Genomic DNA, 14175 nt, shown 5'->3' on the forward strand with positions numbered 1-14175 from the left:
CCCCGGGCCGTTCTCCGTCCCGATCGTCCGACCGCCCGGATCGCCCGACCCGTCCGCGAAGCGGCCGCCGGACGTTCCCGCGCGACCGACGTTTCCTCAAGGCCGGAAAGGCCGGAAGCCCATGCCGATGCGCCGGCCCCGGGCGCGGTTTAAGCGGTCGAGCTCCTCCAGCATCTTCCCCGTCCCGAGGGCGACCGACCGCATGGGGTCGTCTGCCAGCACGACCGGCACGTGAAGCTCCTCGGAAAACCGCCGGTCGAGGCCGTAGAGCAGGGCACCGCCGCCGGTGAGGACGATCCCCTTGTCGACGATGTCGGCGGAAAGCTCCGGCGGCGTCCGCTCGAGGACGCTTCGGGCGGCGGCGATCATCTCCCGGATCGGCTCGTCGAGCGCCTCGGCGACCTCGTCGGACGTCACGCGGACGGTCTCCGGAAGGCCGGTGACGACGTTCCGGCCCCGGACGTCCATCGCCTCCGACCGGAGCCCAGGGAGGGCGGCGCCGATCTGGATTTTGAGGGCCTCGACCGTCCGTTCGCCGACGAGAAGGCGGTGCTTGCGCTTCAGGTAGGACATGAGGGCCTGATCGAGCTTGTCCCCCGCCACTTTGATGGAGGCGGCGGTGACGATGTCGCCGAGAGAGAGGACGGCCACATCCGTCGTCCCGCCGCCGATGTCGATGATCATGTTGCCGCTCGGCTGGAAGATGTCGAGGCCCGCTCCGACGGCCGCCGCCTTCGGCTCTTCGACGATGTAGACCTCGCGGGCGCCGGACTTTTCCGCCGCCTCCCGGATCGCCTTTTGCTCCACCGTCGTCGTGTTCGACGGCACGCACATGAGCATCCGGGGACGCTGCCAGAAGCGGCGGATGCCGACTTTGTCCAGGAAATACTTGAGCAGCTTTTCCGTTGTTTCGAAATCGGCGATGACGCCGTCTTTGAGCGGTCGGACGGCCTGGATGTGCGCCGGCGTCCGGCCGATCATGTGGCGGGCCTCCGCGCCGACGGCGAGCACCTCGCCCGTCTCCACGTTCATGGCCACGACCGTCGGTTCGTCGAGGACGATGCCCCGGCCCCGGACGAAGACGAGCACATTGGCCGTACCGAGATCGATGCCGACGTCTTGGGCGAACATAGGCGGCGCATTTCCTCCCGGGGCTCCGCTGGTCCTCCGCTTCCACTAGTATAACGGATGAGGGTGTCGATGGCCAGGGCGAGGCTTCAGGCGCCTTCCGTTCCGTCGCGGCGATATTTGTTGCGGGTCGCCTCTCCGCCCCGCAGGTGTCGGATCGCTTTGTGGTATTCCAAAATTTCCTTCACCTGTCGGGCCAGCTCGGCGTCGATTTCGGGGAGCCGTTCCGTGAGGTCCTTGTGAACGGTGCTCTTGGAGACGCCGAACGCCTTGGCGACGGCGCGGACGGTCTGGCGCTTTTCTACGAGGTAACGGCCGATCTGAACCGCCCGCTCCTTGATGTAATCATGCAAACTGCCTCGCCCCCCTCGCCACATCCTCGCCGCAGACAGACGCTCAACCGTCTGGTACAGTATATGGGCCCCGCCGGGGGGTTATTCGATCGCCCCGCCTCCCATCCGCTAAAAAAGGCCGTGCTGGGCGCACGGCCTTGACCGCACCGGAACGGACGGCGGCGTCCTCTCCGGTCCGCGGCGTCAGTTCTGGCTCGGCAGGACGGTCAGCGGATCGACCGGCCGGCCGTCCCGGAGCACTTCGAAGTGAAGGTGCAGGCCCAGGTCCTTCCCCATCGGGCTCGTCCCGGCGGTGCCGAGGACGTCCCCCTGCCGGACGGCATCCCCTTCCTTGACTCGGATGGCGCCGAGGGAGGCGTACGTCGTCCGGGTGCCGTCGCCGTGGTCGACCCAGACGACGCCGCCGACGACCGGATCGACGTCGGCCCGGGTGACGGTGCCGTCCATCACCGCGACGACGTCAAACGGCGTCTTTCCGTCGACGGCCAGGTCGATGCCGGTGTTCGGGTAGTAGCTCTGGGCCACCTCGACGAGCGCCTTGGCCCGTTCTTCGGCGGACGCCTCGTCGTTGTAAAACGGCCGGACGATCTTCACCGGCGTCCCGTGGGCAACCGGCCAGATCGGCGTCTTCGCCTTGGTGACGGGGACGTCGTCGGCCGCCGGCACCTCGAGCACCGCCTGAGGCTCCCGGTCCGACACCGCCGGCAGCCCCTGGTCCTTGTCCATCGTGTACGGCTTGGTGCTCTGGTACCAGAAGATGAAGCTCAGGATGAAGGCCGCCGCGGCGAGGTAGAGGGCCGGGAAAAACCATTTCCGGGCGATGAGCCCGCCGAGCCACCGCCGAAGCCGCAGCGCCTTCCCTTCGTCGCCGGCGCCACCCTGGTCCGCGCCGTCCGTCGCCGGACGGTTCAGGGGAGATTCGCGCTCTTTGTCCATGGGGCATCACCTCAGTCCCCATCATGGACAAAGGCGCAGGGGTTTATACATTTTTTTCCCAAATCACCGGCGTTCGGACGATCCGCGTGCCGGGATAATAATGGGCGAGAATCTCTTCCGCCGTCCGGCCGGCCTCCGCCATCGCTTTGGCGCCCCACTGGCTCAAGCCCACGCCGTGGCCGTGGCCGTAGGTGACGAAGGTGATCCGCCCGCCGCCCGGGTCGACGTCGAAGCTGGCCGAGCGGAGGCCCAGCCGTTCCCGAACGGCGCGGCCGGTGAGCATCGTCCGGCCGGCGGCGACTTCGGCGACGTATCCCGCCGGCGTCCGGGCCGCCACCCGGAGCGTCCGAACGGCGGATAGGGGGAGGCCCAGCCGGGAGGCGACTTCCGGCGCCTCGAGCGTCGTCACCCGGACGAAGTCCGGCGCCTCCCGGTCCCACGGGGAGGGCACGGACGGGAGGTACGGAAGCGGCCTGGAAAAATACCGCCCCGCCTCTTCCGTCCGGCCGTTGCTCAGCGCAAAAAAGGCCGCAAATATAGGCTCGTCGTCGTAAGTGAGGATCATCCCCGCCGTCGCATCGACCGCCTCCGCCACCCGCCGGTACCGATCCGGAAAGGCATCTTTCCAGCGGTCCCGGAGCGCCCCGACGTCGACGTACACCTGGTCCGCTTCGCCGTCTTCCACCCAGGCGCCGCCGGGAAGCGGCCGGCGCGGGTGGGCGCGGGCCCAGGCGACGTACGTCCGGGCGGCGATCGCCTGCGCCTTGAGCGCCTCGGGCGGAAAATCCGCCGGCATCTCGCCGGCGACGACGCCGATGAGGTAGTCCCGGAGGCTCACCCGCTCCGCCCGCTCCGCGGCGCGCCGGTAGACGACGACGGCGGCCGAGCGCTCCAGCGCCTCCGCGGCGGCATCGACCGCCGGGCGGGCCCCCGCGGCCCGACCGCCGGGCCCGAGCGCTGCCGCCCCCTCCGGCCCGACCGCCGCCTCCGGCCGCCCCTCCGGCGGGACGACCGCGTCCGCCGGCCGCGCCTCGAGCGCCGCGCCGAAGGCAAACGTCGCGGCCGCTGCAAAAACGGCCAGCCAGCCGTAGACCGCCCGTCCCATGGCCGCCCGCTGCGTTCTCTTCGCCCCCTTTCCGGCAGAACTCTCTTTCACCGTATGCCGAAGGGGGGCTTCCGCATGCCGCCGGGCCTCCCCATGACGCCCGATCTCCGCATGGGGTCGGACTTCCGCCGCACATCGCCGGAAGGCATTAAAAAACGCCGGAGGCGGCCGGCGTTTCCCATGTTCATGTTCCGGGGCGGCTTTTCGCCGAAGGATCTCGGCAGCGATGGAATCACGGCGGAGATCCGTCGGCCCCATGAGGCGTCAGGCGTCGGCCGGCGTTTCCTTCGCTTCCGAGGCGCCGTCCGTCCCCTCGAGGACGCTGTAACGGGCGAGATAGAGCCCCTCCGCCGGCTCCGGCGTCGCCTCGTCCACCCGGCGGATGCGGGCGCCGAGGCCCTGGAGCTTCGCTTCCAGCCGCTCGTAGCCGCGGTCGAGGTGGTAGACGTTTTCCACCACCGTCGTCCCGCCGGCGGCGAGACCGGCGATGACGAGGGCCGCCCCGGCCCGGAGGTCCGTCGCCCGAACCGTCGCGCCGGTGAGCGCCCCGCCCTCGATGACGGCCGTCCGTCCCTCGATGCGGATGTTGGCCCCCATCCGCCGGAGCTCTTCGACGTGCCGGAAGCGGTTTTCGAAAATCGTCTCCGTGACGACGCTCGTCCCCGCCACCGTCGAAAGGAGCGCCATGAACTGCGGCTGCATGTCCGTCGGAAAACCGGGGTACGGGAGCGTCTTGACGTCGACCGGCTTCAAAAGCCGGTTGCCGACGACGTGGAGGCCGTCCTCCTCCTCGGCAACGTAGACGCCCATCTCCCGGAGCTTGGCGATGACCGGCACGAGGTGCTCGGTGATCGCCCCCTCGATCCACCCCTCGCCGCCGGTGGCGGCGAGGGCGACCATGAACGTCCCCGCCTCGATCCGGTCCGGGATGACCGTATGCCGTGTCCCTTTGAGTTCCCGCACGCCCTCGATCCGGATCGTCCCCGTCCCGGCGCCCCGGATCCGGGCGCCCATGGCGTTCAAAAAGTTCGCCAGATCGACGATCTCCGGCTCTTCGGCGGCGTTTTCGATGATCGTCTCGCCCCGGGCGAGGACCGCCGCCATCATGATGTTTTCCGTCGCGCCGACGCTCGGGAGGTCGAGGTAGATCGTCGTGCCGACGAGGGCCTTCGCCCGGGCGGTGATGAACCCGTGCTCGACCGTCACCTCGGCGCCGAGGGCCTCCAGCCCCTTCAAATGCTGGTCGATCGGACGGCTGCCGATCGCGCAGCCGCCGGGAAGCGTGATCCGCACTTCCCCGAGCCGGGCGAGGAGCGGCCCCATGACGAGGACCGACGCCCGCATCCGGCCGACGAGCGCCGGCGGCGCCTCCGGCGAAAGCGGCCCGCGGGCATCGACCCGCACCTGATCGCCGTCCCAGGCGACCCGGGCGCCGAGCGCCTCGAGGACTTCCACCATCGTTTCCACGTCTTTTAAGCGCGGGACTTCTTCGATCACCGACGACTCCGACGACAAAAGAGCCGCCGCCAGAATGGGCAACGCGGCGTTTTTCGCCCCGGACACCCGAACCGTGCCGCCGAGCGGCACACCCCCCTCGATGACAAGCGGCGCCATCGACCGCCCTCCTGCCCAAAAAGCGGATTCTCTCTTAGTCTCGACCGCCGGTCGGCGCCGCATGCCTCGGGAAAGGCCGGCGCCGAAAGCCGGAGGCGGTCGATTTTACACCGCGTTTTTCACCGCTGAAACAAATAAACGAGCCCGGTCGCCCAGCGGACGTACGCCATCAAAAAGACGGCGGCGCTCCCGCCGAGGGCCACGCTCACGAGGAGCCTGAGCCAGACGGCCTGGGGCGCCTTCGGATCCCGGACGACCCGATCCCAGCGAAACGCCTCCAGCGCCCAAAAGCTGAGCGCAATTGCACCGAGCGCCACGACGATGCCGAGGGCGCTTTCCACGCCGATCGGAAGCACGCGCCATCACCACCGACCATTATAACGAAAAACCGGAGCGGCCGAAAGCCGCTCCGGTCCGCGCGGAACGTTGGCGCCCGGCCCGCCGCACGTCAGAGCCGCCCGTCTCCGGACGTCAGAGCCGTCCGTCGTACAGGCCGAAGAAGTGCGCCGCGTCGAACGCCTGGGCGATCGTCTTGAGCACTTCGCCGGGCAGAAGCCCGCCGAGGAGGACGCCGGCGGCGGCGATGAGGACGACCGCCACCTCGGCGCCGCGGAAGCGGATCGGCCGTTCCGTCGGCCCCGGCCGCAAAAACGCCTGTTTTAAGACGGCAAAGTAATACGCGTAAGACATCACCGACGTGACGACGATGAGCGTCGCCAAAAGCCCGTGGCCGCCCCAGGCGGCGCCGACGAGGAGATACCACTTGCCGAAAAAGCCCATCGTGAGCGGAATGCCCGCCAGCGAGAGGAAAAAGAGGAGGAGCGCCCAGGCCGACCACGGCGCCCGGTGGTAAAGGCCGGCAAACGCCTTGAGGTCGCTCGTCCCGCTCTCCTCCGTCACCCGCCGGAGGACGGCAAAGGCGCCGGCGCTCGCGAGGAGATACGCGAGGAGATAAAACACGATCTGGTCGAGCATCGACGGGTTTGCCGCCGCCAGCGGCACGAGCAGGTACCCGGCGTGGGCGATGCCGGCGTAGGCAAAAAGCCGTTTGACGTCCCGCGTCCGAAGCGCGAGCACGCTCCCGAGCACCATCGAAAAGCCGCTCACGAGCGCGACGATGGGCCCGCTCTTCAGGAGAAAGCTTTCCCTGAGACCGGTCGCCCCGACCCAGTTGGTCCAGGCGAAGGCGCCGAGGTACAGCCGGACGATGAGGGCGAGCCCCGCCGCCTTCGACACGACGGCGAGAAACATCGTCACCGGCGTCGGCGCCCCCCGGTAGACGTCCGGCGCCCACAGGTGGAACGGGAACGCCGCGATCTTGTACGCCGCGCCGATGAAGAGGAAGAGGAAGGCGAGGAAGATGAGCCGGCCGTAGCGATCCATAAACCCCGGCGAGGCGATCACCTCGCCCGCGGCGTAGACGTCCGTCGTCCCGGTGAGGCCGATGAGATAGCTGAGGCCGAAGACGAACACGCCGGTCGCCGTCGCCCCGGTGAGGACATACTTCACCGCCGCCTGGGTCGACAGCGGATCCCCCTTGCGAAAGCCGACAAGGGCGTAGCCGGCGATCGAAAGGAGTTCAAGCCCGAGGAAGAGCAGGAGGAGGTCCGCCGCCGCGGCGATCAACATCCCGCCGAGGGCCGCCAGGAGAAGAAGCCCGGCGTACTCGCCGGCGTGCTCGGCCGGCACGCCGCCCGACGCCGCCGCGCCGCCGGTCGCCGGCGCCGGGGCGCCTACGTCCTCCCGGGCGAGAAGGAGCGTAAGCGCCGTCCCGACGAGGAGGAGGAGCTGGAACGAAAGCGCGACGCCGTCGATGCGGAAGGCGCCGGCAAACGCTTCGACCACCGTGCCGGCAAGGGCGGCGGCGGCGAGGAGCGCCGCCAGCGTAAAGGCGAGGGCGAGGTCCATCGCCGCCCGCGGCGACGAGCGGCGCCCGAGGACGCCGAAGGCGAGCGACACGAGGGCGCCGGCGAGGACGATCGCTTCCGGAAGCCAGATCATCGTCATCCCCCCACCCGGCCGAGGACGTCGGCCACCGTCGCCTCAAGCGGGAGCGCCAGCACATTCGGATAAATCCCGATGACGAGGATCGCCGCCGCGAGGAGGATCGCCGGCACCGCTTCAAGGGGCCGGAGATCGGCCATCGCCCCCCACTCCGGCCGCGGCGCGCCGAACGTCGTCCGGGTCGCCGCCCGGAGGTTGTACGCCGCCGACAGGGCGAGCCCGAGGAGGCCGACCAGCGCGATGTCCCGCGCCGGGCTCAAAAACAGGCCGTAAAACGCCTGAAACTCCGCGACAAAGCCGGACAGCGCCGGGAGCCCGAGGGACGCCAGCGCGGCGAACACGAAGAGCCCCGAAAGCTCCGGCGCCGACCGGTACAGCCCCCCGAGCTCGTCGAGGCGGCTCGTCTTCGTCCGCTCGACGATCATCCCGAGGAGGAGGAAGAAGAGGGCCGAAATGAGCCCGTGGGACACCATCTGAAACACCGCCCCCATGAGCCCCGCCGCGTTCAGGGCCGCCAGGCCGAAAAGGACGATGCCCATGTGGCTCAAGCTGGCGTACGCGAAGACGAGCCGGAGTTCATTTTGCACCAGCGCTGAAAAAGCGCCGTAGAGCAGGTTCAAAAGCCCCCAGGCGGCCAGGGCCGTCGCCGCTTTGGGGAAGAGATCCGGGAAAAAGCCGAGGACGAAGCGAACGAAGCCGTAGGCGCCGATTTTGAGCAGCACGCCGCTGTGGAGCATGACGACCGCCGGCGGCGCCTCGCGGTGCACCTTGAGCATCCACGGATGAAGCGGCACGAGGGGAAGTTTCACCCCAAGGGCGACCACGAGCAGCCAAAAGAGGGCCCACCGCTCCCCCGGCGGGACGTCCGAAAGCGGCAACCGGACGGCGATCTCGCCCATCTCCCACGTCCCCGTCAGGCGAAAGATCCAGACGAAGCCGAGGAAAAGGAGGAGCGACCCGAGACCGTTCATGACGAGAAACGCCGTTGCCGCCTTCTCCCGGCCGAAGCCGCCGTAGATCGCCGTCAGAAAATAGAGCGCCACGAGCGTGAGCTCAAAGAAGATGAAAAAGACGATGAGATTGTCGGCGAGAAAGACGCCGCTTATGCCTACGGCGAGCAGGAAGAAAAACAGGAAAAACGTCTTCACCCGCCGGTGCTCCGTCCGGGCGGCGAGGGCCGCCGCCAGCGTCACGAGCGCCGCCATCAGGACGAGGGGAAGCGAAAGCCCGTCGATCCCGAAGGAAAACGGCGCGCTTACCGGTTGAAAGCCCATCGTCCCCGCCTGGGGATCGACAATCGGATACGAGAAGCGAAGAAACGGAAACGAGACCACAAACTGCCGCCCCGCCTCCGCCAGGTTGAACCGGGCGTAGAGGCCGCCCGCGACGACGACCGCGGCGGCCGGGACGACCCACCCGACGGTGCGGATCGCCTCGACGCGCCGAGACGGCAGGGCCGCGGTCGCGAACAGTCCGACGAGGGGAAGCGCGACAAACAGAAGGAGCCACGATCCATCTCCCGGCACGGCGTCCACCTCCTGGTTAGAGCCCCCGGATGACGGCGACGAGGGCGATGATGACGAGGACGAGCAAGGCGACGGCGTTGTAGCGCTGCACCTGGCCCGCTTCCGCTTCCCGGAGCCGCCGCCCCGCCTCGGCGACCGCCGCCGCCGTCCCGGTGTAGAGGCCGTCAACAAGCGCGTCGACGGCGACAACGATCCGACCCACGAAGACGCTCGCCGCGACGACGGTCCGCCGGTAGAAAGCGTCCACATAAAAGCCCGCCTGAAGGGCCTGCTCCGTCTTCCGGACGGCGGCCGTCATCGGGCACCGCGCGCCGACCGCGAGTCGCCGTCCCGCCAAAAGCCCGGCGATCCCGAGGAGGACCGTCGCCGCCCCGAGGCCCACCCCCGCCTCCGGCGCCGGCCCGAGGGCGGCAAAGAGGCGCGCCGACGGCCCCGCGACCGGCGCCGTCGCCGCCCCGGCGACGAGAACAAGGACGCCGAGCCCGGCCATCGGCCCGAGGAAGAGTCCGCCCGGCTCCCGGGCCTCCCGGGCCGCCTCCGTCCGGGGTTCCCCGAAGAAGGCGAGGACGTAAAGCCGCCCCATGTACACCGCCGTGAGGAACACCGTCACGACGCCGAGGCCGAGCGGCACGCCGCCGGCCATCTGGGCCGCGGCGAGGACCGCATCCTTCGAGAAAAAGCCGGCCAGGGGCGGAAGGCCGACCAGGGCCAGGCCCCCCAGCGCGAAGAGCGCCGCCGTCTTCGGCATGCGGCGGGCAAGCCCGCCCATCGCCGCGAGATCGTTCGTCCCGACCGCGTGGTAGACCGCCCCGGCGGCGAGGAAAAGGAGCGCCTTAAAAAAGGCGTGCGTCGTCAGGTGGAACATCGCCGCGAACCGGCTTCCGGCGCCGACGGCGAGGAACATGTACCCGAGCTGGCTCACCGTCGAGTACGCGAGCACCCGCTTCAGATCTCCCTCGCCGAGGGCCAGCGTCGCCGCAAACAGCGCCGTAAACGCTCCGAGGACGGCGGTCGTCCGGGCGACCTCCGGGGACGCCTGGACGATCGGAAAGGCGAGGGCGAGCAGATATGCCCCGGCGGCGACCATCGTCGCCGCGTGGAGGAGCGCGCTCACCGGCGTCGGCCCTTCCATCGCGTCCGGAAGCCAGACGTGGAGCGGAAACTGACCCGACTTCCCGGCGGCGCCGAGGAGCATGAGAAGCCCGAGCGCCGTCACCGTCCCCGCCGGCGCCGCCCCCGACGACGCCCAGGCGAGCGTCTCGGCGATGTCGAAGCTCCCCGCTCCCTGGGCCATCCCCCAGATCGCCGCCAAAAGCCCCAGATCGCCGATTCGCGTGACGACGAACGCCTTGACCGCCGCCCGACGGGCCGCCTCTCGCTCCACGTCAAAGCCGATGAGGAGATACGAGGCCGCTCCGACGAGTTCCCAGAAGAGATAAAAGACCACCCAGTTCGTCGCCACGACGAGGCCGAGCATCGCCAGCGTGAACAACGAAAGATGCTGGAAGTACGTGCCGTACCGCCGGTGGCCGGCCATGTAGCCGATCGAATAGAGGTGGACGAAGGCGCTCACCGCGGCGACGACGACGAGCATCACCGCCTGAAGGGGCCCGATCGCCGCGCCGAGCTCGATCCGGACGTCTCCGGCCGAAAGGAGCGCTACGTTCGGCGCGGAAAGCGTCACCCCGCCGGAGGCGGTCCAGGCGGCCTGAAGGGCGAAGGCCAGGGCCAGCGTCGCCCCGGCGGTGCCGATCCAGCCGGCCAGGCGGCCGAGCGGCCGGCGAAACGCCGCGAGGAGGACGAACGCCCCAAACGGCGGCGCCAGCACCGCCCACGGCAGCCACGATTCCTGCATCCCCACGGCCCTCACTCCCTTTCGTCCATCTCATCGACGTTCGGCGTCGGCCGGAGCCGGTACGCGGCGATCACCGCCGCCAGCCCGATCGCGACCTCCGCCGCCGCCACCGCGAGGAAAAAGAGCGTTGTCGTCTGGCCGAGGGCGGCGGCGTAGTCGCCGGCGAGCGGAAGGTGGCCGAGGCGGCGGTTCTCCGCCCCCGCCGGAAGAAAACGGGTGAGGGCGACGACGTTCAGGCTCCCGGCGATGAGCATGAGCTCCACCGCGAGAAGGACCCGCACCGCGTTCCGCTGGGCCAGGGCGCCGTAGAGGCCGAGGGCAAAAAGGATCGCGCCGAACAGAAGCAGGCCCACGAGCATTCCGTCCGTCATCGACCGCCCCCCCTTCCGGCGCCGACGAGCTCCCGCTCCGCTTCCCGTTCCGCCGGCGCCTCCGGTGCCGGGGCGTCCGCCGTCGGCTCCCGGAGGGCCGCCGGCGTCTTTTGCGGCGCCGGCGGCGGCGGCGGCGGGGCCGCGTCCAGGGCCCGGGCGCCGCCCCGCACCGGGAGCGCCTCTTCGCGGGCCAGCACGATCGCCCCGACGAGGGCGGCGAGCAGAACGAGCGTGATCACCTCAAAGTGAAGTCCGTAACGTTCCGAGAGAAGAAGCGTCCCGAGAAGCGCCGTGTCCGTCGGCCCGTCGGCGGCATAGGGCGACCGCTGAAAAGGCGTCGCGAGCACAGAGGTCGCCACCGCCGCCCCCACCCCCGCCGCCACGAGGCCGGCCCACCCTCGGGCACCCCGGGCCCACCGGGGGGCCACCCGCTTCTCTTCGCCGCCCGGCGTGAGCATGATGGCAAACACCGCCATCACCGTGATGGCGCCGGCGTAGAGGAGCACCGTCGCCGCGGCGAGAAACTCGGCGCCCACGAGAACGAACAGGCCGGCGACGGCCAAAAAGGCCGCCACGAGGGCCAGGACGGCATGGAGGATGCGCGGCGCCCGCAAAAACCCGATGACGCCCAAAAGTCCGACGGCCGCGAGGGCGAAAAACGCCACCGCCTGCCCGCTCACGGCTTGTTCACCTCCCGGACGTTCGTGTTGTTCGCTTCCAGCCAGTGAATGTCTTTGTGGAGATCGGCCCGGCTCGTCTCGGCGAGCTCGACGTTCGATGTCATGACGATCGCCTCGGTCGGACAGACCTCCGTGCAGAGATCGCACAAGATGCAGATTTCGAAGTTGATGTCGAAGACGGCCAGCTCTTTTTTCTTCTGGGCCGGATCGGTCTTCGGCTTTTCCTTGATCGTGATGCACTGCGTCGGGCAGATGTTCGCACACTGATGGCAGACAATGCATTTTTCTACATAAAGCTTTTGTATCCCCCGGAACCGGTTCGGAAAGACGTACGGCTCATCGGGGTACTTCGTCGTCACCTTCGGCCGAAGCATTTCCTGAAACGTCACGCCGAGGCCTTTCAAAAGCCCCGTCGCCATCGGAATCCCTCCCTCCAAATCCCGTCCGGCGCCGCATGCCGCCCGCGGCCCGCGCCTTGCGGCCGCCGGTGCGTCAAACGAAGCGCCGCTCTTTCGCCCCGCGTTCCGGCGCCGGCCGTCAGAGCCAGGTCTTGAGCGCCGCCGTGAGGACGAGGTTCACCATCGCCAGCGGGATGAGCCCTTTCCAAGCGAACCCCATCAGCTGATCGACCCGAGCCCGGGGAAACGTCGCCTGCAGCCAGAACGGCAGCACGGCAAAAAAGAGCGCCTTTAAGAGAAACCACACGATCCCCGGCACGAAGGCAAGGGCCGGGTGCGGCGGGAGCCAGCCGCCGAAATAGAGCGTCGCGATCAGGGCCCCCATCGCAAAGAGGTAGACGTACTCGCTGAGCATAAAGAAGGCAAAGCGGACGCCGCTGTATTCGGTGAGGTAACCGGCAACGAGCTCCGATTCGGCCTCCGTGAGGTCGAACGGCGTCCGGTTGAGCTCGGCGAGGGCCGCGATGAGGAAGATGACGAAGCCGAGCGCCTGGGGAATGACGAACCAGACCGATCGCGCCTGCGCCTCGACGATGGCGTTCAGATTGAGGCTTCCGGCCATGAGGACGACGGCGAGGGCCGCAAGGGCGAGGGGGACCTCATAGCTCACCATCTGGGCCGCCGAGCGGAGGGCGCCGATGAGGGACCATTTGTTGTTCGCCGCCCAGCCGCCGGCGATGACGCCGAGGGTCGTGACGGAGGCGACGGCGAGGTAGAAGAGGAGGCCGACGCCGACGTCGGCGAAGGTGAGCCCCGGCGCAAACGGGATCACCGCCAGCACGACGAACGACGGTGCAAAGGCGATGATCGGCGCAAAGCGAAAGAGCGGCCGGTCGACCCGGGCCGGGATGACGTCCTCTTTCTGGAGAAGCTTCACCGTGTCGGCGATCGTCTGGAGCAAGCCGTACGGTCCGGTGTGGGTCGGACCGTGGCGGCCCTGCATCCAGCCGAGGAGCTTGCGCTGAAAGTAAATCGCATACGTCACGAGACCGAGGACGACGAGAAGGAGCACGACGGCGCCGAGGGCGGCGGGCATCAGGCGTCCACCTCCCCGAGGACGATGTCGATCGAACCGAGGATGGCGATCATGTTGGCGACGTTTTCCCCGATGAGGAGCTTGGGCAGGATCTGAAGGTTGACGAACGACGGCCGCCGGAAGTGGATCCGGTACGGCTGCGGTTTTCCTTCGCTCACGATGTAGACGCCGAGCTCTCCCCGGGGCGACTCGACGCTCGTGTACACCTCCCCCGCCGGCGGCCGGATGAGCTTCGGCATCCTGGCCATGATCTCGCCGCCGGACGGAAATTGCCGCACCGCCTGCTTGACGATCCGCCGGGACTGCTCCATCTCCTCCAACCTCAGGAGATAGCGTGCCCAAAGATCGCCCTCGGTCCGGACCGGCACCTCAAACTCGAACCGGTCGTAGATCGAATACGGCTTCGCCTTTCGAACGTCGTACGCCACCCCCGTCGAGCGGAGGTTCACCCCGGTGAGTCCGTAGGCGATCGCCGTTTCCCGATCGATCCGACCGATCCCTTTGAGGCGCGCCTGGACGATTTCATTCCCGGTGACGAGGGTGTGGAATTCATCCAGCGCCCGCTCGAAGTCGTCGACGAAACGCTCCACGCGGCCGAGCCACCCCTCATCCGGGACGTCCCACTTCACGCCGCCGATCCGCATGTAGCTGTAGGTGAGCCGGGCGCCGGAGATTTCGGCAAAGAGCTGAAGGATCTTCTCCCGCTCCCGGAAGGCGTAGAGAAACGGCGTGATCGCCCCGAGGTCGAGGAGATAGGTGCCGAACCAGACGAGATGGCTCGCGATGCGATTGAGCTCCATGACGATGACCCGGAGGTACTCCGCCCGCTCGGGGATCTCGAGCCCCATGAGCGTCTCGACGGCGTGGACGAGGGCGTAGTTGCCGATCATCGCCGAGAGGTAGTCCATCCGGTCGGTGTAGGGGATGATCTGCGTGTAGGTGAGGTCCTCGGCGAGCTTTTCCGTCCCCCGGTGGAGATAGCCGATGACCGGCCGGGCGTCGACGATCGTCTCCCCGTCCAGGGTGACGACGAGGCGAAAGACGCCGTGGGTCGACGGATGCTGCGGCCCGACGTTTAAGACGAGCTCTTCGGTGCGGAGCGTCGCCAC

At 68.7% G+C, this 14175-nt stretch carries 14 protein-coding genes; all 14 read right to left on the reverse strand.

Translation table 11 applies throughout. From position 1 onward, the window contains the following. Positions 1-96: 96 nt before the first annotated feature. A complete protein-coding gene (locus tag K2M58_RS11965) occupies positions 97-1131 on the reverse strand; it encodes a rod shape-determining protein (RefSeq protein WP_066201579.1) in 1035 nt (344 codons plus the stop codon). Between the two features lie 86 nt (positions 1132-1217). After that, positions 1218-1481 (reverse strand): sporulation transcriptional regulator SpoIIID, encoded by a 264-nt coding sequence (gene spoIIID / locus K2M58_RS11970; protein ID WP_220677726.1) that lies wholly within the window; start codon positions 1479-1481, stop codon positions 1218-1220. 183 nt (positions 1482-1664) lie between these two features. Further along, positions 1665-2417, reverse strand: coding sequence for a M23 family metallopeptidase (locus tag K2M58_RS11975; RefSeq protein ID WP_220677727.1), 753 nt, complete (start codon positions 2415-2417; stop codon positions 1665-1667). A 43-nt stretch (positions 2418-2460) separates the two neighbouring features. Continuing rightward, positions 2461-3522: a stage II sporulation protein D gene (gene spoIID / locus K2M58_RS11980; protein WP_220677728.1), complete on the reverse strand. Its 1062-nt coding sequence runs from the start codon at positions 3520-3522 to the stop codon at positions 2461-2463. A gap of 264 nt (positions 3523-3786) precedes the next feature. Continuing rightward, complete coding sequence (gene murA, locus K2M58_RS11985) at positions 3787-5136, reverse strand: UDP-N-acetylglucosamine 1-carboxyvinyltransferase (RefSeq protein WP_220677729.1); 1350 nt, start codon at positions 5134-5136, stop codon at positions 3787-3789. Positions 5137-5255: 119 nt separating this feature from the next. Further along, positions 5256-5492: a DUF1146 domain-containing protein gene (locus K2M58_RS11990; RefSeq protein WP_066201567.1), complete on the reverse strand. Its 237-nt coding sequence runs from the start codon at positions 5490-5492 to the stop codon at positions 5256-5258. 115 nt (positions 5493-5607) lie between these two features. Next, positions 5608-7143, reverse strand: a complete 1536-nt coding sequence (locus K2M58_RS11995; RefSeq protein WP_220677730.1) for an NADH-quinone oxidoreductase subunit N — start codon at positions 7141-7143, stop codon at positions 5608-5610. Next, on the reverse strand, positions 7140-8675 hold the full coding sequence (locus K2M58_RS12000; protein WP_220677731.1) for a complex I subunit 4 family protein: 1536 nt from the start codon (positions 8673-8675) through the stop codon (positions 7140-7142). Before K2M58_RS12000 ends, K2M58_RS11995 begins: the two co-directional genes overlap by 4 nt. Positions 8676-8682: 7 nt before the next feature. Beyond that, a complete protein-coding gene (locus K2M58_RS12005; RefSeq protein WP_252393628.1) occupies positions 8683-10521 on the reverse strand; it encodes an NADH-quinone oxidoreductase subunit 5 family protein in 1839 nt (612 codons plus the stop codon). Between the two features lie 11 nt (positions 10522-10532). Next, positions 10533-10880: an NADH-quinone oxidoreductase subunit NuoK gene (gene nuoK / locus K2M58_RS12010; RefSeq protein WP_220678922.1), complete on the reverse strand. Its 348-nt coding sequence runs from the start codon at positions 10878-10880 to the stop codon at positions 10533-10535. 8 nt (positions 10881-10888) lie between these two features. Further along, positions 10889-11572, reverse strand: coding sequence for an NADH-quinone oxidoreductase subunit J family protein (locus tag K2M58_RS12015; RefSeq protein WP_220677733.1), 684 nt, complete (start codon positions 11570-11572; stop codon positions 10889-10891). Beyond that, positions 11569-11991, reverse strand: a complete 423-nt coding sequence (gene nuoI / locus K2M58_RS12020; protein ID WP_220677734.1) for an NADH-quinone oxidoreductase subunit NuoI — start codon at positions 11989-11991, stop codon at positions 11569-11571. The genes K2M58_RS12015 and nuoI overlap by 4 nt, the downstream gene beginning before the upstream one ends. A gap of 118 nt (positions 11992-12109) precedes the next feature. Further along, complete coding sequence (nuoH, locus tag K2M58_RS12025) at positions 12110-13066, reverse strand: NADH-quinone oxidoreductase subunit NuoH (protein ID WP_220677735.1); 957 nt, start codon at positions 13064-13066, stop codon at positions 12110-12112. Next, a complete protein-coding gene (locus K2M58_RS12030) occupies positions 13066-14175 on the reverse strand; it encodes an NADH-quinone oxidoreductase subunit D (protein WP_220677736.1) in 1110 nt (369 codons plus the stop codon). The genes nuoH and K2M58_RS12030 overlap by 1 nt, the downstream gene beginning before the upstream one ends.

The sequence above is a fragment of the Hydrogenibacillus sp. N12 genome (assembly GCF_019645935.1).
GTDB classification, from domain to species: Bacteria; Bacillota; Bacilli; order Thermicanales; family DSM-22653; genus Hydrogenibacillus; species Hydrogenibacillus schlegelii.

Coding starts and splice junctions, on each gene's coding strand:
- K2M58_RS11965 (WP_066201579.1), bottom strand. CDS start 1,131: ATGTTCGCCCAAGACGTCGGCATCGATCTCGGTACGGCCAATGTGCTC.
- K2M58_RS11995 (WP_220677730.1), bottom strand. CDS start 7,143: ATGACGATGATCTGGCTTCCGGAAGCGATCGTCCTCGCCGGCGCCCTC.
- nuoH (WP_220677735.1), bottom strand. CDS start 13,066: ATGCCCGCCGCCCTCGGCGCCGTCGTGCTCCTTCTCGTCGTCCTCGGT.
- murA (WP_220677729.1), bottom strand. CDS start 5,136: ATGGCGCCGCTTGTCATCGAGGGGGGTGTGCCGCTCGGCGGCACGGTT.
- K2M58_RS12005 (WP_252393628.1), bottom strand. CDS start 10,521: ATGCAGGAATCGTGGCTGCCGTGGGCGGTGCTGGCGCCGCCGTTTGGG.
- nuoK (WP_220678922.1), bottom strand. CDS start 10,880: ATGCTCGTGGGCCTGCTTCTGTTCGGCGCGATCCTTTTTGCCCTCGGC.
- K2M58_RS11975 (WP_220677727.1), bottom strand. CDS start 2,417: ATGGACAAAGAGCGCGAATCTCCCCTGAACCGTCCGGCGACGGACGGC.
- spoIID (WP_220677728.1), bottom strand. CDS start 3,522: ATGGGACGGGCGGTCTACGGCTGGCTGGCCGTTTTTGCAGCGGCCGCG.
- nuoI (WP_220677734.1), bottom strand. CDS start 11,991: ATGGCGACGGGGCTTTTGAAAGGCCTCGGCGTGACGTTTCAGGAAATG.